The sequence below is a fragment of the Micromonospora sp. NPDC047527 genome (assembly GCF_040643015.1).
Classification (GTDB): domain Bacteria; phylum Actinomycetota; class Actinomycetes; order Mycobacteriales; family Micromonosporaceae; genus Micromonospora.
In genome coordinates, this window is sequence record NZ_JBEYTK010000002.1 from 330,942 (window position 1) to 351,660 (window position 20,719).

At 73.0% G+C, this 20,719-nt stretch carries 18 protein-coding genes and 1 pseudogene; 3 read left to right on the top strand and 16 right to left on the bottom strand.

The window, feature by feature from the left end; genetic code table 11:
* Nucleotides 1-716: 716 nt before the first annotated feature.
* The 13 genes and pseudogenes from ABZ808_RS10360 to ABZ808_RS10420 all read right to left on the bottom strand — a co-directional run.
* Nucleotides 717-821 (bottom strand): annotated as a pseudogene (locus tag ABZ808_RS10360) (IS21 family transposase); the annotation flags it as partial.
* Nucleotides 822-1,181: 360 nt separating this feature from the next.
* A complete protein-coding gene (locus tag ABZ808_RS10365) occupies nt 1,182-1,391 on the bottom strand; it encodes a hypothetical protein (protein WP_357003438.1) in 210 nt (69 codons plus the stop codon).
* Between the two features lie 100 nt (nt 1,392-1,491).
* On the bottom strand, nt 1,492-1,806 hold the full coding sequence (locus ABZ808_RS10370; protein ID WP_357003440.1) for a hypothetical protein: 315 nt from the start codon (nt 1,804-1,806) through the stop codon (nt 1,492-1,494).
* Between the two features lie 87 nt (nt 1,807-1,893).
* On the bottom strand, nt 1,894-3,441 hold the full coding sequence (locus ABZ808_RS10375; RefSeq protein WP_357003442.1) for a recombinase family protein: 1,548 nt from the start codon (nt 3,439-3,441) through the stop codon (nt 1,894-1,896).
* Between the two features lie 43 nt (nt 3,442-3,484).
* A complete protein-coding gene (locus tag ABZ808_RS10380; RefSeq protein ID WP_357003444.1) occupies nt 3,485-3,607 on the bottom strand; it encodes a hypothetical protein in 123 nt (40 codons plus the stop codon).
* Between the two features lie 120 nt (nt 3,608-3,727).
* Nucleotides 3,728-6,403: a hypothetical protein gene (locus ABZ808_RS10385; RefSeq protein ID WP_357003446.1), complete on the bottom strand. Its 2,676-nt coding sequence runs from the start codon at nt 6,401-6,403 to the stop codon at nt 3,728-3,730.
* A gap of 342 nt (nt 6,404-6,745) precedes the next feature.
* Complete coding sequence (locus ABZ808_RS10390; RefSeq protein WP_357003448.1) at nt 6,746-6,883, bottom strand: hypothetical protein; 138 nt, start codon at nt 6,881-6,883, stop codon at nt 6,746-6,748.
* 218 nt (nt 6,884-7,101) lie between these two features.
* Complete coding sequence (locus ABZ808_RS10395) at nt 7,102-8,565, bottom strand: dihydrolipoamide acetyltransferase family protein (protein WP_357004804.1); 1,464 nt, start codon at nt 8,563-8,565, stop codon at nt 7,102-7,104.
* 5 nt (nt 8,566-8,570) lie between these two features.
* Nucleotides 8,571-9,560, bottom strand: coding sequence for an alpha-ketoacid dehydrogenase subunit beta (locus ABZ808_RS10400; protein WP_357003450.1), 990 nt, complete (start codon nt 9,558-9,560; stop codon nt 8,571-8,573).
* The gene (gene pdhA, locus ABZ808_RS10405) at nt 9,560-10,738 is read right to left on the bottom strand and encodes a pyruvate dehydrogenase (acetyl-transferring) E1 component subunit alpha (protein ID WP_357003452.1); all 1,179 of its coding nucleotides are present in this window, start codon (nt 10,736-10,738) and stop codon (nt 9,560-9,562) included. Before pdhA ends, ABZ808_RS10400 begins: the two co-directional genes overlap by 1 nt.
* A gap of 642 nt (nt 10,739-11,380) precedes the next feature.
* Nucleotides 11,381-11,530, bottom strand: coding sequence for a hypothetical protein (locus ABZ808_RS10410; protein ID WP_357003454.1), 150 nt, complete (start codon nt 11,528-11,530; stop codon nt 11,381-11,383).
* A gap of 18 nt (nt 11,531-11,548) precedes the next feature.
* Nucleotides 11,549-11,890: a hypothetical protein gene (locus ABZ808_RS10415; protein ID WP_357003456.1), complete on the bottom strand. Its 342-nt coding sequence runs from the start codon at nt 11,888-11,890 to the stop codon at nt 11,549-11,551.
* Nucleotides 11,891-11,908: 18 nt separating this feature from the next.
* Nucleotides 11,909-12,199: a hypothetical protein gene (locus ABZ808_RS10420; protein WP_357003458.1), complete on the bottom strand. Its 291-nt coding sequence runs from the start codon at nt 12,197-12,199 to the stop codon at nt 11,909-11,911.
* A 48-nt stretch (nt 12,200-12,247) separates the two neighbouring features.
* On the opposite strand from ABZ808_RS10420, the gene ABZ808_RS10425 reads away from it, so the two are divergent.
* Complete coding sequence (locus ABZ808_RS10425; protein ID WP_357003460.1) at nt 12,248-12,871, top strand: phosphatase PAP2 family protein; 624 nt, start codon at nt 12,248-12,250, stop codon at nt 12,869-12,871.
* A gap of 152 nt (nt 12,872-13,023) precedes the next feature.
* Here ABZ808_RS10425 and ABZ808_RS10430 read toward each other — a convergent pair whose 3' ends face one another.
* Genes ABZ808_RS10430 through ABZ808_RS10440 form a run of 3 tightly spaced genes read right to left on the bottom strand, consistent with a single transcriptional unit; the run spans nt 13,024 to nt 17,820 of the window.
* Nucleotides 13,024-14,247, bottom strand: coding sequence for a hypothetical protein (locus ABZ808_RS10430; RefSeq protein WP_357003462.1), 1,224 nt, complete (start codon nt 14,245-14,247; stop codon nt 13,024-13,026).
* Between the two features lie 49 nt (nt 14,248-14,296).
* A complete protein-coding gene (locus ABZ808_RS10435; RefSeq protein ID WP_357003464.1) occupies nt 14,297-15,982 on the bottom strand; it encodes a GTPase in 1,686 nt (561 codons plus the stop codon).
* Nucleotides 15,979-17,820 carry an ABC transporter gene (locus tag ABZ808_RS10440; protein WP_357003466.1) on the bottom strand — a complete coding sequence of 614 codons (1,842 nt, stop codon included), beginning with the start codon at nt 17,818-17,820 and terminating at the stop codon, nt 15,979-15,981. The genes ABZ808_RS10435 and ABZ808_RS10440 overlap by 4 nt, the downstream gene beginning before the upstream one ends.
* A 220-nt stretch (nt 17,821-18,040) precedes the next feature.
* Here ABZ808_RS10440 and dnaK point away from each other — a divergent pair, with 220 nt between their 5' ends.
* Nucleotides 18,041-19,915: a molecular chaperone DnaK gene (gene dnaK / locus ABZ808_RS10445; protein ID WP_357003468.1), complete on the top strand. Its 1,875-nt coding sequence runs from the start codon at nt 18,041-18,043 to the stop codon at nt 19,913-19,915.
* Nucleotides 19,916-19,962: 47 nt separating this feature from the next.
* Nucleotides 19,963-20,715: a nucleotide exchange factor GrpE gene (gene grpE / locus ABZ808_RS10450; RefSeq protein WP_357003470.1), complete on the top strand. Its 753-nt coding sequence runs from the start codon at nt 19,963-19,965 to the stop codon at nt 20,713-20,715.
* Nucleotides 20,716-20,719: the final 4 nt, after the last annotated feature.

The window sequence follows — 20,719 nt, forward strand, 5'->3', positions numbered from 1 at the left end:
AGCCGGATTCAGCCGTTCTCGGCGAGAGATGCCGATGCGACTTGACCTCGGTTGCTGAACCGTCTGCAATGGAGGGCGCAAGTTACACCGGTGTAAGCCGCCTAGACGTTGGGCCCGACTACCGGCCCGTCGTCCTAGGTATGCGTGTACCACTACTAATCAGGAGAGCACTCACGATCGGGCCTACGCGGTGTGGTTCCCCGCTCGGGCTAGGCTCGCTGCGGCGACGCAATCACTTCACTCCAACGCGGTCATCAGTCGCCCCATCTGGGGCGCGCGACAGGCCGAAGGGAGGTGATCAAGTCGAGCCGGAGGAGGAAGCCCCCAAGCAGGAGAACGAGCCTTATTCCGCAAGCCGCGCCGCGCAACTGGCAGAGCAGAGGGACGGCCGCAGCGATCTTGCTGCAAATTACGTACTGGGCGTTGAAGGTGGTCAGCATCATGACCGACTTCGCGCGGGGTGGATTCGCCTGACCCACTGGGTAGACGAACCCACGCCAGCGACCGCAAACCTGTCGCCACGAGTTTCCAGGCCCTAGGCGACTGGCCCTTGTTATCACGGTGATAACGCGTTATCACCCCGAGTGTAGGTCCTACCCGCAGGAATGAGTCAACGCACTGACGGAGATTTTCGCACTGCGGTGTAGGCGTGCGGGCCGGGGGTGGTCGACCAACGACCCCCGGCCCGCACATTCATGCGGGTCTCAAGTGGTCGTGAGGGCCGTCAGCCTCGCAGGCCGCCGACGCCGTGTCGGCACCTTGTCGGCAGGCAGGTACCGACGCACAGTCCGCTCACTGACGCCCAGGCGTGCGGCGATCTGCGCAGGCGTCGCGCCCGGCGTCGCGGCGAGCACCGTCGACACTCTGGCGGCGGTCGTGGGCGGTGCCGCCACCGGATCGGCCATCGTCGGCGGATTGCCGACAGAGGCAAGGACCGGCAACGGCCGAACGCCGGACGGGATGACCGGCGGGCGAGGCCGGGCCGGCGCTAGGACGATCGGCAAGGGGGCCCCGGGAGGACTAAGGACGGCCTCACCCGGGCGAGGAGTACCTCCGGCAGGGGTCGCCCCGGCCGACGCGTCTGCGGTCCTCCCTTGCGGGTCATGGGTGATGGCGGGCGTCCGGGCAAAGACGAGTTTCACCAATGCCATGAAGGCGAGCGCCGGCACAGCCGACAGGAGCTAGCCCGAGACGCCCGGCTTCGCCACGGCGAGCTGAGCGGCGAGCGACAGGCACGCCGCCCCGACCAGCAGGGCGAGCGGGTACCCCGTCGGCGAACCCGCCCGACGCCGCCGCCGGATCTCCAGCAGCGACGCCACCGGGACCAACTCGGACACGCAGGCGTTGACCCAGCCGAAGGCGTTCGGCGTCCCGTCGGGGCTGTTGGCCATGGTCCACGCGTGTACGTGGGAAAGCTGGCCCAGCCAGCGGCCACGCCGACAACGAGCAGGATCAGGACCAGCAATGCGCCCTCGGCGCGTTCGGTGCGGTTCATGCGGTGGGCAGGCGACGCAGATTGGCCAGAACGTCGGCCAGGGTCACGACCGGCACGCCGTGAAGCGCGGCGTAGACGGGTTCGGGGAAGTCCTCGGCCCCGGGCAGGGTCACGACGACGTCAGCCGCGCGAGCGGCGTCCATGTCGTCGGCGACCAGGGCGACGAGGTCGTCAGCGTCGGCCGGATCAGCGTCGGTCGCGGTGACGACCAGGTAGCCGGCGTCCAGCAGGGCGGCCACGGCGGCGCCGAGCCCGTCGGCGGCCTCGGCGGGAGCAGCGATGTAGACGCGGGGGTCAGTAGGGTTGAACACAGCGAACCTCCTGGGGTTCGTTAGGGCCCTGGTCGGCGGCGGAATCGCTCGGCCGGGGCCTGTCTTATGCGGTTGTGGTGGCTGGTCTCAGGCGTCGGCGGGCACAGGCTCGGGCTCGTCGGCCCAGGTGAAGCGCAGACGCGCGGCGGGGTCGAACCTGTAGCCCCGGCGACCCCCGGCGGGCGTGATCGTTACGGCGTTCAGGGCCAGGCCGAGAAGGTCGCGCCGGTCGGGCAGAGTCGCGGCGTCCCAAGCTTCGCGAGCTAGAACCGGATCAAGTAGCGGGCTGATGTCGGCCTCGGGCAACGGGAACTCGGCGAGGTTGCGACGCAGCCCGGCGACGCGGGCGGTTAGGCGTTCGTGTAACCGGGTCCAACGCTGGACCGCCTCGGGGCCGACGAATTCGCCGCGCAGGTATCGGGCGTCTTCGAGGTCGACCAGGGCGGCGTTAGCGTCGTCCAGGGCGGCTGTGATGGTGGCGCGCTCGCGGATTACGGCGGGGTCGTGGCGGGCGACCCATCGTTCGGCGACGGCGTCTAGCAGTGGGTCGCCGGGCTCCGTCGCGGCGAGTCGGTTTATGAAGCCGTCGACCACGGCGCGGTCGACGGCGGGGATCATCGCCGTGGTGTGCGCCGGGCACGGGCGGCCGAGGCGGCGGGCTTGGCAGACGTACGACTGACCGGCGGCGGACATGCGACCGGCGCAGCCCCCGCAGCGCAGGTACCCGGTTAGGAGGTGGGCGACCTGCGCGCGGACGCCCCGAGAGCGGCCCGACTTGTCGGTGGCGGTCCGCTGTTCGAGGAGGCGAACGGCCTGTAGTTGCTCGGCCGGCGTGACGATCCCTCGGCCGACCTCGACGGTCTCGCCGGTCTCCGGGTCGCGCCACGGGACGACCTTCGCCGTGTACTTCCCGTCGCGCTTGATGGTCTCAGGCAGTAGCCCGGCGAACGCGGGGGACTTGAGCAGAGTAGACAGCGTCCCGACGGCCCAGGCACCGCCGCGCGGCGCGGGGATCTCCCGCGCGTTGAGGTCGCGTGCGATCCTCACCAGCGGCTCGCCGGACAGGGCCCGGTCGGCGATCTCGCGGGCGGTCGGCGCGGTGCGCGGGTCGTGGTCTAGCCGGCCGTCCTCGCCGACGGTCAGGCCGTACGGCGGCTGCCCCCCGATCCACCGGCCGAGAGTGCGAAGGTGGGCCTTCGCGCTGGCGACGCGAAGGCCGATGTTCGCGGATTCGCTGCGGGCGACCTCAGACAGGAGGGCGAGCACGAGCCGGGCCTGAGAGTGCGACGTGTCGAGGCCGTCCTGTACGAAGACGATCCGTCCGCCGGCCTTCTCGACGTCGTCAAGGACTTGGCCGACCTGGCCCATGCCACGCCGGGACAGGCGGTCGACCTTCCAGACGACCAGCGTCCCGACGGTGCCGGTCGTGAGGGCAGATACGGCGGCGTCGAACCCGGCGCGGTCGACGGCCTTATAGCCGGACCGGCCCCGGTCGATGTGGACGGTACGGACCTCTAACCCGGCGCGCGTGGCCCAGGCCCGGCAGTCGGCCTCTTGGCGCTCGATTGCGGTCTTTCCCTCACGGTCGAGGGACAGGCGTAGGTAGAGATCGGCGAGGTGTTCATGGTGGGACATGGCGAGGACGCTAGGCCCTCGGCCAGTGAGTTACAAGCTTCTTCTAGGACATCCAGAAATCAGCGAGGACGATCTTGCCGCGCAGGTCGGCGAGCTTCAGATCGCGTCCACCGGTGTTCAGCCAGCCCCGACCGCGCAGCTCGGGGGCCCGTACTCGTGCGCTCATGTCCCCATCGTGCCTGACCACCGACGTCCGGCAGACCAGCGGGGGCGATCCGGGGCGGCATCGGATGGGTGAACGGCGGCGGCGGGGCCACGGTTGCCCGTGGCCCCGCCGCCGGTCGGTCTAACTCGCGGCCGGCTTGAGGCAGAGCACCCGGTTGGCACCGTCACCGGGCAGCACCACGTGGGGCTGGGCCGGGTCGGCGCACTTGTCCTTCGCGTCCACCTTGGAAACGATCGTGAAGGCACCCGCCTCGCCGCAGTCCACCGCCGAGGCGGCCTGACCGGCCTGCTTCACGCAGCTGCCGACCGCCGGGTCGAAGGCCGGTGCGTTGTCGTTACCACCGAACTTGCCGAGCAGCATCAGCAGGCCGAGGGGCACCGCCAGGATGAGCACCGCCGCGACCAGCACCGCCGCGAGCACCCGCCCGTTGCGCACCTTCGGTGCCGGCGGCTCCGCCTTGGGCTCGTCGGCGTCCGGCTTGAACGCGTCGAACCGGCCCTGCTCCGATCCGCCGGCCTCCTGGCCCCAGGAGGGCGCGGGCTGTTGCGGCGGCGGGAAGGCCGGGAACTGAGCCCCCGGCGCCTGCTCGGTGGCCGATCCGCCGCCGAAGCCCGGTCCGCCGAAGCCCGGCGTGCCGTTCACCGCGGCGGAGCCGGCGACCGGTGCCGCCGGACCGCCGAAGCGGTCGTCCGGGCGCTCGGCACCGGACTGCGGCCGGACGCCGTTCACCGGCCGGTTGTTACCGGGAGCGTCGACAAAGGACGGCACCCCCGGCGGGAACGCGGGTGGCACGGCGGCGGCCGAGGCGGGCTCGCCGAAACCGTCGGGCGCCGGCGACCGGTCCCGGCCGTCGAAGCGCGGCTCGGGCGACGACTCGCCACCCCAACCGGGGAAGCCCGGACGCTCCGGACCGCTCTGCCAGTCTGGTGGGCCCTGGCGGTCGGCGCCGTTCTGCCAGTCCGGGGCGCCCGGCTGGGCGGAGCCGCTCCGCCAGTCGGGCGTGGCCGGGCGCTCGGAGCCTGGGTCGGCCTGGAACGCCTCCGCCGCCGACTGCTCCGGCTCGCTCTCCGGCTGGGCCGGGCGGCCGTACACCCGGGGCTGTGGCGCGGCCGCGCTGGCCGGCCGCATCGCCTGGTCGGCCGGGGGCATCACCCGGCTGGCCAGCGGCACCGAGGCGCTCGCCGAGGCGCGGCCCGCCGCGCCGGCCGGCCCGGCGTCCGCAACCGGTACGGCCGCACGCCCCGCCCCGGACTCCGGCGAGGTACGCGGAGCGGGAACCACGGCACCACTCGCCGAAGCCTCCTCGACGCGACCCCAACCGGCCGGCTCCGCCTCGTACTGCGCGGCGGCGTCCGGGGTGTCCCGCTCGGCGTACGCCGGCTGCTCGGGGATCGGGGAGTACTGGGCCGGCGGCGCGTAGTCGACCGGCGGCGCGGCGGCCAGGCTCGCGCCCGGCACACGCTGCTCCTGCGGCGGCAGAGGGACCGCGTTGGCCGGCGAGATGCCCGGCGCGGGACCGGGCTGGTAGACCGGTGACTCATCGCCCCGGTCAGCGTCCCAGCCACCGCGGGACTGCGCGGAGGCCTCCGCCTCGGCGCGACCCCACACCTCGCCCGGAGCCCACGGCTGGACCTGCGGCACACCGGCACCGCCCTGCGCGGCGTTGCCCGGGTCAGCGGCGGCCCAGCCGGGCGTCGCGTCGCTGCCGGGCACACTGGCACTGGCTCGGGCCGCCGGAGGGCCGGCCTGCTCCGTCTGGGGCCATCCCGCCGGCTCCGGCCGCTCGGCCGGCTGGTCCTGGGTCGAGAGCACCCAGTCCGGCTGTTGTGGACGGCCCTCGGCGCCACCCCAGGCGGCGGGCTGCGCGGGCTCGCCCTGCTTCACGTCGGCGCCGTCGCCCCACCCAGCCGGCTGCGCCTGCTGTTGCTGCTGCTGTGCGGCCCAGCCGCCCGAGCGGGCCGGGTCGTCCTGGCCGGGCCAGTTCGCCGCCGGCACCTGGGCCGCCCCACGGGCACCGGCCGACTCGGCCTGCCCCCAGGCGGGGGCCGGCTGCTCGGCCTGGTCGGTGGGCTGGCCCCAGGTCTGGGATGACTGCTCGGCCGGAGTCCACACCGGCTGGTCGTCCCGGGCGGCGGCACCCACTGCCCAGCCACCGGAGCCGGACTGGTCGTCCTGCTGCGCGGGGCTGCCGGACCAGCCGGCGGGCTGCGGCGGCTCGGCACCGCGCCACTCGGCGGCGGGCGGGTTGGCCTGCGCCGCGCCACTCCAGCCGGCGGGCCCGGACGCCTCGTCCGGCGGGGTGTCGGTGCTCCAGCCACCGGAGCGGGCCGGGTCTTCCTGTGCTGGCCACGCGGTGGTCGCTGGCGGCACCTGCGCTGCTCCCCGCACGGGCGGCTGGGCCTGCGCCCAGTCAGGCTGCTCGGGGGCGCTGGCGGGCCAGGCGGGGGCGGCCTGGTCGGGCGGCGTCCAGCCCTGCTGCGGAGCGGCGGCCCACTGGGCGGGCTGCCCCTGCTCGGGAGCGCCACCACCGGTGGCCCAGGCGGGCTGTGCGGGGTCGCTGGGTTGTGCGGCGGCGGCACCCCAGGCGGGGTTCGACTGCTGCTCGGACTGGGTCGCCCAGGCCGGAGCCGGCGGGTTCGGCCGCGCGGGCGGCGGCGGCGCCCAGCCCAGGTCGGGGCCGGCGGCGTTGTAGCCGTTGTCCGGCTGCGCCGGGCGGTCGCCGTACGGCGCCGGTCCGGCGCCCGGTGACACCTCGTCCGGCTCCTGGCCGGGGCGGTGCGGGCCCTCGGACGTCATGGGTGCGCCTCCTCCATCACATGTCGGCCGCCGGTGCCGATCGGTCTCCTCGGCATGGCTGCCGGCGTCGCCGGCGTACCGCCGTGCAGGCTCCCCGCACCGTATCCGGTGGCCGCACGAGGTGTCCAAGGAGCACCGGTCATCACTCCGCGTCGCCGGTCGGTGTCGAGCAGCTTCTATCGGCTCGACATCGGCCGTGCCGGCGGGTGGCGACCGAAGCTCACCGTACCGGGCGTCGCGGCAGGGCGGAATCCCGGTGCCAGGTGGTGGAGGAACGCCGATGGCCCACCCGGAACCGGGTGGGCCATCGATCTGGAGGAGGGTGCGGAATGTCGTGGAGCGTCAGCGGATGTGACGCTGGGCGATGACGAGGAGTTCGTCACGAACCGACGGCGAGTTGGCCGAGCGCAGCGCGTGCTCGATGGCACGGGCGCGGCGGGCAGCGTCGCGGTGGTTGCGGATTCGCTCAATCATGCTCATTGGTGGGTCCCCCTGGCTATTCGGTTGTCGGCCCCTGATGCGTCTATTTAACCGCATGAGACGGCGAGATGCCATCGATTATTAGGTGAGCTGAGACACCTGCCTAACGATCGAAGGCCAGAGGGGTGCTCCACCGGTTGTTCCGTCGCCCAACGGACACGGCCGGTGTGCCGGGTGTTAACCCGTGACACACCGGCCGTGGCCTGGCGTTCGGACCGTCAGGTCCAGGCGAGCAGCGCCGCCTCGGGATCGGCGAGGAAGTCGCCGATGTCCCGCAGGAACTTCGAGCCCAACTCACCGTCGATGATCCGGTGATCGAAGCTCAGCCCCAGCGTGGTGACCTGACGCGCCTTGACCTTGCCCTTGTGCACCCAGGGCATCTCCCGCACCGCGCCGAAGGCCAGGATCGCCGACTCGCCCGGCGGCAGGATCGGCGTGCCGGTGTCCACCCCGAACACCCCGACGTTGGTGATGGTCAGGGTACCGCCGGACATGTCCGCCGGCGAGGTGCGGCCGGACTTCGCCGTCTGCACCAACCCGTTCAGCGCGTCCGCCAGCTCGCGGAGCGAGAGCCGGCCGGCGTCCTTCACGTTCGGCACGATCAGGCCGCGCTCGGTGGCCGCCGCGATGCCGAGGTTGACGTACTCCTTGACCACGATCTCGTCGCCGGCCCAGGTCGAGTTGACCATCGGGTGCCGCTTGACCGCCAGGAGCACGGCCTTCGCCACCAGCAGCAACGGCGAGACCCGTACGTCGCGCCACTCCCGCCGGCCACGCAGCCGGTCCAGCGCCTTCATCGCCCGGGTCACGTCGACGGTCAGGAACTCCGTCACGTGCGGGGCGGTGAACGCCGAGCGGGACATGTTCTCGGCGGTGAGCTTGCGTACCCCCTTGACCGGAATGCGCTGCTCGCGGTCGGCGCCGAAGCTCGCGGCGCTCGTCACCACCGACGTGACCGCGACCGGCTCGGCGGCCCCGCTCGCCGCCTGCTGCACGTCCTCCCGGGTGATCGAGCCCAGCGGACCCGACCCGGAAAGCGCACGCAGGTCGACGCCGAGGTCCTTGGCGAGCTTGCGCACCGGCGGCTTCGCCAGCACCAGCCCGCCCTGCTGACCCGCCCCGTTGCGCCGATCATGGACTTGTGGTGCCGGGATCGTGGCGGTAGGGGCAGGTTTGTCACCCACCACAACTCCATGATCGACCGCTGAGGAGGTCGAGGCACCCTTGCGGGGGCGGCGTTTTGCGGTTGTGGTGCGGGGGCCGTAGCCGACCAGGACCGCCGTGCGCCCGCCCGGGGCCGGGCCACCGATCAGGCCCGGCTCGACCATGCCCTCGGCCGGTGCCACCTCCACCGCCGCCAGCGAGGCCGCCGACGGAGTGGGCAGGTCACCGGTGGGCGTCGCCGTGGTCGACGGCACGTCCAGCGGACCGGCGCCCGGGTCCGTGTCGATCGCGATGATCGGCGTACCGACCTCGACCGTCGTGCCCTCCGGGTGGAAGATCGCCTGCACCTGCCCGGCCCACTTCGCCGGGATCTCCACCGCCGCCTTGGCCGTCTCGACCTCGACGATCGGCTGGTTCAGCTCAATGGTGTCGCCGACCTTGACCAGCCAGGCCAGGATCTCGCCCTCGGTCAACCCCTCGCCCAGGTCGGGCAGGTTGAACTCCTTGATCCGAGACATGCCGCTCACCAGCCGAACGTGCGGTCGACGGCGTCGAGCACCCGGTCGAGGTCGGGCAGGAACTCCTCCTCCACCCGGGCGGCCGGGTAGGGGATGTCGAAGCCCGTCACCCGCAGGACCGGCGACTCCAGGGAGTAGAAGCACTCCTCGGTGATCCGCGCGGCGAGCTCGGCACCGAGACCGATGTTGGACGGCGCCTCGTGCACCACCACCGCGCGGCCGGTGCGCTTCACCGACTCGTACGCGGCCGTCAGGTCCAGCGGGGACAGCGAGCGCAGGTCGATGACCTCCAGCTCCCGGCCGTCCTCGGCGGCGACGGTCGCCGCCTCCAGGCACGTCCGGACCATCGGCCCGTACGCCAGCACCGTCACGTCGGTGCCGGGCCGCACCACCCGGGCCGAGTGCAGGGGGTACGCGTCGGACAGCGGCGCGTCCAGGTCGACCTGGCCCTTCTCCCAGTAGCGCCGCTTGGGCTCCAGGAAGACGATCGGGTCGTCCGAGGCGACAGCCTGCTGGATCATCACGTACGCGTCCTGCGGGTTGGAGCAGGACACCACCTTCAGGCCGGCGGTGTGCGCGAAGTACGCCTCCGGCGACTCGGAGTGGTGCTCGACCGCGCCGATGCCGCCGCCGAACGGAATCCGGATGACCATGGGGATGCTGAGCTTGCCGCGCGAGCGGTAGTGCATCTTGGCGACCTGCGACACGATCTGGTCGTACGCGGGATAGACGAAGCCGTCGAACTGGATCTCGCAGATCGGCCGGTAGCCACGGATGGCCAGGCCGACGGCGGTGCCGATGATGCCGGATTCGGCGAGCGGGGTGTCGATGACCCGCTGGTCGCCGAAGTCCTTCTGGAGCCCGTCGGTGATCCGGAAGACGCCGCCGAGCTTGCCGACGTCCTCGCCCATGATGATGACCTTGGGGTCGTTCTCCAGGGCGCGGCGCAGGCCGGTGTTGAGGGCCTTGCCGAGGGTGAGCGTCTCCGTGGCCATCAGTGGGCGCTCCCCTCGAACGACTCCATGTAGCGGCTGAACTGCGCGCGCTGCTCGTCGAGCAGCGGGGACCCGTTGGGGTAGACGTGGTCGAACATCGTCACCGGCTCCGGGTTGGGCATGGCGAGCACACGCTCGCGCAGGTGCACCGACTCGCGGCGGGCCTGCTCGTCGATCTCGGCGAAGAAGTCCGCGTCGGCGATCTGCTGCTTCTCCAGGAACGCCCGTACCCGCGCGATCGGGTCCTTGGCCTGCCACGCCTCGACCTCGCTGGCGATCCGGTAACGCGTCGGGTCGTCGGAGGTGGTGTGCGCGCCCATCCGGTAGGTGTACGCCTCGATCAGGCTCGGGCCCTGCCCGTGCCGGGCGTTGTCCAGCGCCGTGCGCGTCACCGCGTACGTCGCCAGCACGTCGTTGCCGTCCACCCGGATGCCGGGGAAGCCGAACCCGGCGGCCCGCTGGTAGAGCGGGATGCGGGTCTGCCGCTCCAGCGGCTCGGAGATCGCGTACTGGTTGTTCTGGCAGAAGAAGACCATCGGCGCGTTGAACACGCCGGCCCAGACGAACGCCTCGTTGACGTCACCCTGGCTGGTCGCCCCGTCGCCGAAGTAGGCGATCACGGCTTCGCCGTCCTCGTTGCCGGTCTTGCCGTCCATGTTGATGCCCATGGCGTAGCCGGTGGCGTGCAGGGTCTGCGCCCCGATCACGATCGTGTACATGTTGAACTTGAACTCGTTCGGGTCCCAGCCGCCCTGATCGACGCCGCGGAACAGGCCGAGCGGCATGATCGGGTCGATGCCCCGGCAGTAGAGGACGCCGTGCTCCCGATAGGTCGGGAAGGCCATGTCCTGGGTACGCAGTGCCCGCCCGGAGCCGACCTGAGCCGCCTCCTGGCCGAGCAGGCTCGCCCAGATGCCCAGCTCACCCTGGCGCTGCAGCGCGGTGGCCTCGGCGTCCAGTTTGCGGACCAGCACCAGGTCGCGATAGAGCCCGCGGTACTCCTCGTCGGTGAAGTCGACGCGGTACTCGATGCCGTCGGGTCCGGTGACGCTGTCGATCCGCTCACCCTCGGGGGTGAGCAGCTGTACCAGTTCCGGATCGCCAGCCGCGCGCTTCTTGGAGCGGGGTGCCGCCCGCCTGCTGCGGGTGGTGGTACCCCCGGGGTCGCCCTTTGCCATCGGTGTCTCCCTGTCGTGTCTGCGGCGGCACCGGGGGGTCACCCGGCCGCGCAACTCGTGCGCCTGTCCGGCTGCTGCCGGACCGGTTCCTGGCGGCCGCGCCTAGCCCCGGTGGGGGTTGCCGCGCGGCGTGAGCCGGATTCTGGCCGAACCCGGTTCGGGAGCGCCGGCGCCGGGCCGCGCCTGCCGCGAGGGTGCGCGGCGGTCACGGCTGCGTTGCCGTCGTGCTCCATATTCGCAGAGCAGGTGAGCGCGCCCACAGTACGCCCGCCCTGCATTCCGACCGACTACGGTTTGCTGTCCTTTGTCGTCATCATGCCGTCGCGCGTCCACCGGGCGATCCGGCGATGATTCGTCACCGTTCGGTCAGTGCCGCGTGTCGACACGCGGTGGGTACTGGCTGACGGACGGTAACTGCGCCAGGCTGATTCCCGCAGGATCGCGTCGATCGGGTGGTTTGCCGGCTTCCAGCCGGCGAAGCCCCTGCGCGTTCTCCGACAGCGACGACGACAAGGGGTGCGCGGTGGACGAGCCAGGTGACGGTCCCGGCACACCGGTGCTCGGTCGGCACCGGTCCGCCGGTGGGTACCGCCGAGTGGTCGGGGCGCACCGCGCCCCCGGCGTCGGCGGTCCCTCACGGGGTTACCTGCTCACCGTCGCGCTGCTGATGGGCACCGCGTCGATGCCCATCCTCGCCGCGATCAGCACGGGCTCGGCCACCCAGGGCAGCACCGCCCTTCCGGACAGCGGCACCCCGTTCATCCCCACGCCGTCGGTCGGGCCGGTGATCATCCCGATGCCCGTGACCAGTCAGCCGGCGCTTCCGCCGCCCGGCACACCCAGCGCCGGCCCGCCCGCGACCGCCGGCTGGCTGCCCGCCGCTCCCCGACGTGCCGCCGACGAGTCGTGGTCCGGGCCGACGGCCGACGACCGGGTGCCCACCCGCCGGACGGTGCCCCCGGCACCGGTGCCGCGCGCCACCCGGAGCACCCCGCCGGCCGCGCCCCCGCCCAGCCCGTCGCCGGTGCCGTCGCCCACCGGGCCGCCGGACCCCGACCCCACCCCCACGCCGAGCCCGACGCCGACCGACCCGGTGACGCCCACCGTGACTGACCCGGTCACACCCACGGCGACCGACCCGGTGACACCCACCGCCGTTCCGACGAGCACCTATACCGCGCCGGCCGGCACACCGACGCCGTGCGCCCCCACGGCCGCGCCGGCCACCCGGACCGCCAGTCCCACAGCGCCGACTGCCTCTCCCGCGGCGTCGGCCACCCGGACCGTTCCTCCCACGGCGTCGGCCACCCGGACCGTTCCTCCCACGGCGTCGGCCACCCGGCTCAGCCGGACCGCGCCGCCGTCGCCGGCCGGTCCGCCGTCACCAACGGTCAGTTCGCCGCTGGCCGGACCGAGGCATCCCGCGGTCCCCCCGGCGGTACGGTGACGATCAGACGCCACCGAACCGGAGGCGACGGTCCACGGTAGGCACGTACCGGAGGGGGTGACGTGGGCGGCGGTGTGGAGCCCCGCCCGGTCGCCGTCCGGCCCGGCCCAGGGCTGCGGATCGCCCGGCTGGTCACCGAGCTGACCGCGCCGGCCGTGCTGGTGTCGCTGCTGATGATCGCGGTGAGCTGGCACAGCTCCCCGGGCAACGGTCGCGGCCTGGCGTGGGGTCTGCTCGCGACCCTCTTCGTCACCGGCATCCCGTTCGCCTACATCGTGGGCGGGGTGCGTCGTGGCCGGCTCACCGACCACCACATCGGCCGTCGGGAGCAGCGCCGGGTGCCGCTGCTGGTCGGCCTCGGCTCGGTCGCCACGGGGCTCGCCCTGCTCACCGTGCTCGGCGCGCCCCGGCCGTTACTGGCGTTGGCGGTGGCCGGGTTGGTCGGGCTGGTGGTCGCCGTGTCGGTGAGCCACTGGTGGAAGATGTCGATCCACTCGGCGGTGGCAGCCGGCACGCTGGTCATCCTGTCGATGACCTTCGGACGTGGTCTCCTCGTCGCCGCGCCACTGCTGGCGGTCGTCGGCTGGTCCCGGGTGCGACTGCGGGACCACACCGTGCCGCAGGTGCTGGCGGGTGGTGTGCTCGGCGCGCTGATCGCCGCGCTCGCCTTCGGCCTGCTGCGCTGACCCAGCCGCGCCGCGCCGCGCCGCGCCGCGTTGCGCCGCGTTGCGCGGCGCTGAGCCGCGCCTGCCGCGTCGTGCCGCGCGGGTCGAGGCCGCCGCGTGGGCGGGCTCGGTATCCGGGCCGGGCCGCGTGGTGCCGCCCGGCCCGGATGCCGTCAGGCGCCGTCGTCGGCGAGGCGGTGCCGGTTCGCCTCGATCCAGGCGTCCAGCGCGGCCGGGTCGTCCGGGTCCACGCCGTCGGCCATCAGCTGAGCGACCGCCGCCGTGGCTGGGCTGCGCCGCTCGCCGGTCGAGTAGAGCCGGGCGAACTCCGGCACCATCTCCTCGATCGCCTCGTCAGTGCGCGTCGCGGCGGCCTCGGGCAGCCCGCGCTGGCGTGACGCGTACCGGGCCCAGGCGCGCAGCACCCGGGGCAGCATCGCCGCGTCGTCCATGTCCAGCACGGCACGACGGTGCACCCAGTCGAGCAGGAAGAGCCCGGACACCGCCGGGCTCCACCGCATCGGGTCGGCGTCCGGGAAGGTCGCCGAGTGGTCCAGCAGCAGGCTCAGGCAGAAGTGCAGCGAGGCAAGCTCCGGGCCGTCGACGGTGTCGAGACCGAACCGGGCGGCCTCCGGCGCGGCCAGGAAGCGCCGGACCAGGTCGGTGCGCTCGGCGGCGGACAGCGGCTCGACCTCCGCCGGGCTGGTCGGGCCAGCGGCCGTGGGCAGCACCGCCAGTCGGGCGCCGACCAGCGCGCGGTCGGTGGCGAGTGAGCCCTCGCCGGGCAGTTCGCTCAGGTCGTCGGTGACCGAGAGGTGGCGGGCCACCTCGCCCCGCAGCCGGGACGGGTCCTCGGTGCGGAACCAGGTCAGCTCGTCGTCGGCGCACATCTGCCGGACCTGGTCCAGGATCCGTTCGGCCGGCCCGCCGACGAAGATGTCCTTGGTGATCCCGATGTTGTGATCGACGAGGGCCACCAGCGCGTGCTCCGGGCCGCCGGCCGCGTCGTCGTACGCGAAGGTGGCGAGGTAGGAGGTCTGGTCGCCGTACACGTCGCCGTACGCCCAGCTGCCGGTGAGGTGGACCCGGCCGAGCTGGCCTGCCCAGGCGGGTGCCTGGCTGCCGGGGCGCACCCGCTCGGTGCCCTCGGCGTTCGGGACGAGCGTGGCGAAGACCTGCCGGATGGTGGTCGCCGCCGCGATCCGGCGGCGGGCGGTGGCGGCGAGGAACCCGGTCACGAACTCCCGTACGGCGGTGTCGCGGTCGGTCTCCGCGATCGAGTAGACACTGCCCAGCAGGGCGCTGCCGAGCATCTCGGCGTCGAGGGCGGACTCCAGCTTGGTCACGTCGCGTGCGGCGTGCAGCACCGCGTCGTAGGGGGTCTGAGGCGTGGCCATGCTCCGACCCTACGCCGCCGGAGGAGCTGTGCAGAGCGGTAGCGAGGCGTCAGCGGTGGGCGGCGTCCCGCAGCGCCTCGCGTGCCTGGGCGTACGAGGCGAGCACGGTACGCACCGGGGCGAGCACATACTCGTGGCCTACCTCGGCCACCCGGACCGTCAGCCGCTGCTGTGCCCGGCCGCGGGCCCGCTGGGCCGCCCAGCGGATCACCGGGCGGGTCAGCGCCGCCACCAGCAGCCCGGCCAGCAGCCCGCCGAGCAGCAGCAGGGTGGGCAGCGGCACCTGGCCGACCATCGGGTTGTCCAGCGCCGGCAGGCCGAGCACCCGCAGCGCGTAGCCGAGCACCAGCCAGCCCAACCCGACGAGGGCGGCGAGAGTGACCAGCCACTGCACCGCTCCGACGACCCGCCACCAGTGAGGTCGCCGTTCCAGGCCGAGGTCGGTGCCGGCGATCGCGCGGTCCAGCGCGTCGGGCAGGTCGCCCAGGCGGGACCGGGCGGCCCCGGTGACCACGGCCGGCCAGGCGGCGGGCAGGTGGGCGGCGGCGCGGTCGGCCACCGCGCGGATCGCGAGGCCGAGCGCCGAGCGTTGGGCGGCGGTCGGGTCCGGTACGGAGGTCGCCGCGACCAGGCTCTCCGCCGGGTCGGCCGGGTCGCCGGCCGGGCCGGGCAGGTGCAGGCGGCGCAACGGGTCGGGCCGGAGCCGACGCCAGCCCCGCACCACCGGCCAGCCGGTGGCCGCGCCCGCCCGGTGCCGGTACGCCCGCTCCACCGCCTCGGCCACCGCCGGCACACCGGCGGCCCCGGCCAGTGCCCGGTTCAGCCCGGCGACGGCCGCGTCGTCCGGCCCGGCGGCCGGCCGGGTCGAGCCGACCAGCTCGTCCAGCCCGGCGACCACCGAGTCGACGTCGCCGGCCAGCCGGCGCAGGGCGGCCTGCCGCCCGGCGACCGTCCGCTCCAGGGCGGTGCGCAGCCCGACCATCCCGGCCGGGTCGATGGCGGTGGTGGCCAGCAGTGGCACGCCGGTCAGCCCGTCGGAGTCGAGCAGCCGGCGCAGGTCGTCCAAGACCCGGGGCAGCTCGGCCGAGGGCAACCGGTCGGCCTGGTTGAGCACGACGAGGGTGACGTCCCGGTGCCGGTGGAACTCGCGCAGGTAGCTGTCGTGGATCACCCGGTCGGCGTACTTCTGCGGGTCGACCACCCAGACCACCTGGTCGACCAGGCCGAGCAGTCGGTCCACCTCCAACCGGTGGGACCGCTGCACCGAGTCGAAGTCGGGCAGGTCGAGCAGGATCAGCCCGTGCAGTGCCGTCTCGTCGTTGCCGTCGAGCGCGCTCTCGCGGACGAAGCGGTGCCGGGGCAGCACACCGATCCAGTCGAGCAGCCGGTTGGCGCCCTCCAGTGGCCCCCACACGCAGGCGTGGGTGACGCCGGTGGTCGGCCGGCGGACCCCGACCGGTGAGAGTTCCAGTTGGGCCAGGGCGTTGAAGAGGCTGGACTTGCCGCTGCCGGTGGCCCCGGCGAGGGCGACCACGGTGTGGTCGCGGGACAGCGCAAGCCGGGTGCCGGCCCGCTCGACGAGGGTGTGCGCGGGCACCAGGTCGGCGTCGGGCAGCAGGCCGTCGACGGCGGTCAGGAACCGGCGTACCCCGTCGAGGCGGGCGATCAGCGCGTCGGGGTCGATCCGCTGGTCGCCCCGGAACGCCTCGCGTACCCGGCCGGCGATGTTGGTCACCGGGACTCCTCCTCGTCGCCGTCCGCCGGCATGTCGCCGCCGGTGGCCAGGCCGCTGCGGTGCCGGGCCAGTTCGACCTGGCCGGCGGCGCGGCGCAGTTCGTCGCCGGCCGCCTCGGCGGGCCGCGCCTCGGCGGTGCGGGTCAGGAAGCGGTCGGCCTCCGTCTCCAGCAGCGTCCGCACCCGGGCCAGCAGGTCGGCGCGGGCCTTGGCAGCGAGGGTACGCACCGCCTGGTCGCCGAAGATCGCCTGGAGTACGGCCTGCGCGGCGACGGTCGTGCCGGCCCCGGTGGCCACCTCCAACCCGGTGGGGATGAACGCGGTGGAGGCGAAGACGGCGACCATCACGGCCAGCCCGGTGGCGTTGACCGCGTACGCGGCGGTGCGGGCCACGAACCGCTTGTCACCGCCCTCGACCCGGACCAGTTCCAGCACACCGCGCTGCCAGTCCCGGACCATCCGCTCGGCGCGTTCGGGCAGGTCGTCGCTCGGATGGGCGAGCCCCGGCTCCAGCAGATCGGCGCCCGCCGGATGTGCCTTCCACCCGGTGTACGCGGCCTCGGCGGCCTCGGACGCCACCCCGCGCAGCAGTGTGACGAGCTGCGACTCGATGGCGTTGCGCAGCTCGGCGGCGGGGGCTGGCCGACCGGTGACGGCGGCCACCAACCGGTCCCGCAGTTGACCGATCCGTGCCTCCAGGGTGCGGAAGAACTCGCCGGTGCCGACGAACTCCTGCCAGCGGGCGAGCACCTCACCGCGGAGCAGCCGGCCGTCCTGTAGACCCTGCTCGACGGTCCGCTCCGCGCCCCGGTAGGCGCCTCGGACGCGTTCGTCCAGCCCGTCGGCGGCGGTGACCTGCTCGTCGGCGGCGTCGGCCAACTCCTCGACGGCGGGATGCAGGGCGGCAAGCGCGCCGTCCAGGGTCTGCCGGACCACGGCGGCGCGGGCATCGGCGTCGGCGGCCAGCCGGGCGAACCAGTCGGCCAGCGGCGCGGTGACGCCCTCGGGCAGCAGCCCCTGACCGTCGACCCAGGTTTCCGGGAGCACGAAGAGTGGGGCCCGGCCCAGGTCCTGTGCGGCGAGCATCTCGGTCAGGTGCGCGGCGATCTCGTCGCTGGCCTCGGCGGGCACTCGGTCCAGCACCATGGCGATCACCGCGCCTCGGGCCCGCGCGCTGCGCAGCAGTTCCCAGGGGACCGCATCGGCGTACCGGGCGGCGGTGGTGACGAAGAGCCAGAGGTCGGCGGCGGCGAGCAGTTGGCTCGCGAGCGCCCGGTTGGCGTCGACGACCGAGTCGATGTCGGGTGCGTCGAGGAAGGCCAGACCAGGGGGCAGAGCCGGGGCGGTGACCAGGTGCAGGGCGCGGGGATCTTCGCTGGGCTCGGTGGTGCGGGTCAGCCCGGGCAGCAGGTCACCCTGCCGGAACCAGGTCGCGTCGGCCGGGTTGCAGACCAGCACCGGGGAGCGGGTGGTGGGCCGGAGCACACCGGCGGCGCTGACCCGCGCCTTGACCAGGCTGTTGACCAGGGTCGACTTGCCCGCGCCGGTGGAGCCGCCGACCACCACGAGCAGGGGTGCGTCCAGCCGGGCGAGCCGGGGCAGCAGGTAGTCGTCGAGCTGGTCGGTGAGCGCGGTGGCGGTGCGCCGGGCGGAGCTGGCGGAGGGCAGCGCGAGGGGATAGCGGGTGGCGCCGATCGCGGCCCGGAGGCCCGACAGCGCGCCGGGGAGGCTGTCGTCCCCGGTGGTGGCGGGCGGCTCCTCCGCGGCGTCCGGCGGGCCGGTGCGGGCTGCGACGGCGGGCGCGCCGGAACGGGTGGCGGAATCGCCGTGCGTCGTCACCGCTAAAGCGTGCCCGACCGATGCAAGGGAAGACAACCGGACGGTAATAACGTCTGGGTTGCGTCGGGTCGACTCAACTCGACTTGACGATTGGCCGTCGCGTGGCACTATTGAGTCAAGTTCACTCAACTTGTGGTGGGGCCCGCTGCGGGCGGCGCCCGCCAAGCAGTCGCGGGCAACACCCGCCACCTGCACAACCTTACGAAGCGAGGAAGCGAAGATGGCACGTGCGGTCGGTATCGACCTCGGCACGACGAACTCCTGCGTCAGCGTTCTCGAGGGCGGTGAGCCCACCGTCATCGCCAACGCTGAGGGCTCGCGGACGACCCCGTCGATCGTCGCGTTCGCCCGTAACGGCGAGGTGCTCGTCGGTGAGGTCGCCAAGCGCCAGGCGGTGACCAACCCGGACCGGACTATCCGCTCGGTCAAGCGGGAGATCGGCACCAACTGGTCCGTCGACATCGACGGCAAGAAGTACACCCCGCAGGAGATCTCGGCCCGGACGTTGATGAAGCTCAAGCGGGACGCCGAGGCGTACCTGGGCGAGCAGATCACCGACGCGGTGATCACCGTCCCGGCCTACTTCAACGACGGCCAGCGCCAGTCGACGAAGGAGGCCGGTGAGATCGCCGGCTTCAACGTGCTGCGGATCGTCAACGAGCCGACCGCGGCCGCCCTGGCGTACGGGCTGGACAAGGGCTCCAAGGAGCAGACCGTCCTGGTCTTCGACCTCGGTGGCGGCACCTTCGACGTGTCGCTGCTCGAGCTGGCTGAGGGCGTTGTCGAGGTCAAGTCCACCAGCGGTGACAACCAGCTCGGTGGCGACGACTGGGACCAGCGGATCATCGACCACCTGGTCAAGACGTTCCGCGGCGAGCACGGCATCGACCTGGGCCAGGACAAGATGGCGCTCCAGCGGCTCCGTGAGGCCGCCGAGAAGGCCAAGATCGAGCTGTCCGCCGCCACCACCACGAACATCAACCTGCCGTACATCACCGCCGGCGCGGCCGGCCCGCTGCACCTCGACGTGACGCTCAGCCGGGCCGAGTTCCAGCGGATGACGCAGGACCTGCTGGACCGCTGCAAGGGCCCGTTCGAGCAGGCCGTGAAGGACGCCGGGATCAAGATCTCCGACGTCGAGCACGTGATCCTGGTCGGCGGCTCCACCCGGATGCCGGCCGTCACCGACCTGGTCAAGCAGCTCACCGGTCGCGACCCCAACAAGGGCGTCAACCCGGACGAGGTCGTCGCCGTCGGCGCCGCCCTCCAGGCTGGCGTGCTCAAGGGCGAGGTCAAGGACGTCCTGCTGCTCGACGTGACCCCGCTGAGCCTGGGCATCGAGACCAAGGGCGGCATCTTCACGAAGCTGATCGAGCGCAACACCACCATCCCGACCAAGCGCTCCGAGGTCTTCACCACGGCGGACGACAACCAGCCGTCGGTGCTCATCCAGGTGTTCCAGGGTGAGCGGGAGATCGCGTCCTACAACAAGAAGCTCGGCACCTTCGAGCTCACCGGCCTCCCGCCGGCGCCGCGCGGCGTGCCGCAGATCGAGGTCGCCTTCGACATCGACGCCAACGGCATCGTCAACGTGCACGCCAAGGACCTGGGCACCGGCAAGGAACAGAAGATGACGATCACCGGCGGCTCCTCGCTGCCGAAGGACGACATCGAGCGGATGCGCCGGGACGCCGAGGAGCACGCGGAGGAGGACAAGCGCCGCCGCGACGACGCCGAGACCCGCAACGTGGCCGAGGCGCTCCAGTGGCAGACCGAGAAGTTCCTCGCCGAGAGCGGCGACAAGCTGCCCAGCGAGAACCGGGAGCAGCTCAACGAGGCGCTCGGTGAGCTGCGCGGCGCCCTCGGTGGCCAGGACATCGAGAAGATCAAGTCGGCGCACGAGCGGCTGGCGCAGGTCTCCCAGCAGGCTGGTTCGCTGCTCTACGCGCAGCAGGCTGAGCAGGGCCAGCAGCCCGGCGGCGAGGCCGGCCCGGGTGCGGCAGGTCCCGGTGCGGCCGGTCCGCAGGCGGGTGCTGCCGGTGGCCCCGACGACGTGGTCGACGCGGAGATCGTGGACGAGGACGGCAAGAAGTGACCGTCGGCCTCCGACACGTATCCACGGCGAAGGGATGAGGTAGCCGCATGACGCAGAAGCCACGAGCCGTCGACCCGGACGACACCGGGTCGACGCCGGGTGGCTCCGCGCCCACGGAGCCAGCCACCGGGGACGGGGAGCGGGTGGTCATCCGCAACAACCGCAAGCTCACCGACACGACGGAGCCGGAGGGCACCGCCGCCGACGCGGGGAGCGACGTCTCGGCCGAGGGTCTCGTCGAGGACGCCGAGGTCGTGGTCGACGAGATCGAGGTCGAGGCGACCTTGGTCGACGGGTCGACGCCGTCCGGTCCGCCGGTGGTGGACGCCCCGGCGCAGCCGGTCGACGGCGGCGGGACATCGCTCGGCGCCGAGTTGGAGGCGCTCCGGGCCGAGCTCGACGAGCGGACCAGAGACCTGCAGCGGGTGTCGGCGGAGTACGCCAACTACCGCAAGCGGGTGGACCGGGACCGCAGTCTGGTGCAGGAGCAGGCGACCGGCTCGGTGCTGGCCGCGCTGCTGCCGATCCTGGACGACCTGGACCGGGCCCGGGAACACGGCGACCTGGTCGGACCGTTCGGCTCGGTGGCGGAACAGCTCACCACCGCGCTGGGCAAGTTCGGCCTGGCGGCCTTCGGCGAACAGGGTGACCCGTTCGACCCGACCCTGCACGAGGCCGTCGCGCACCAGACCTCGGACGAGGTCAGCGAACCGACCTGCGTGCAGGTCATGCGGCGCGGCTACCAGCTCGGTGAGCGGCTGCTGCGCCCCGCGCTGGTCGCGGTCGCGGATCCGGAATAGTGCG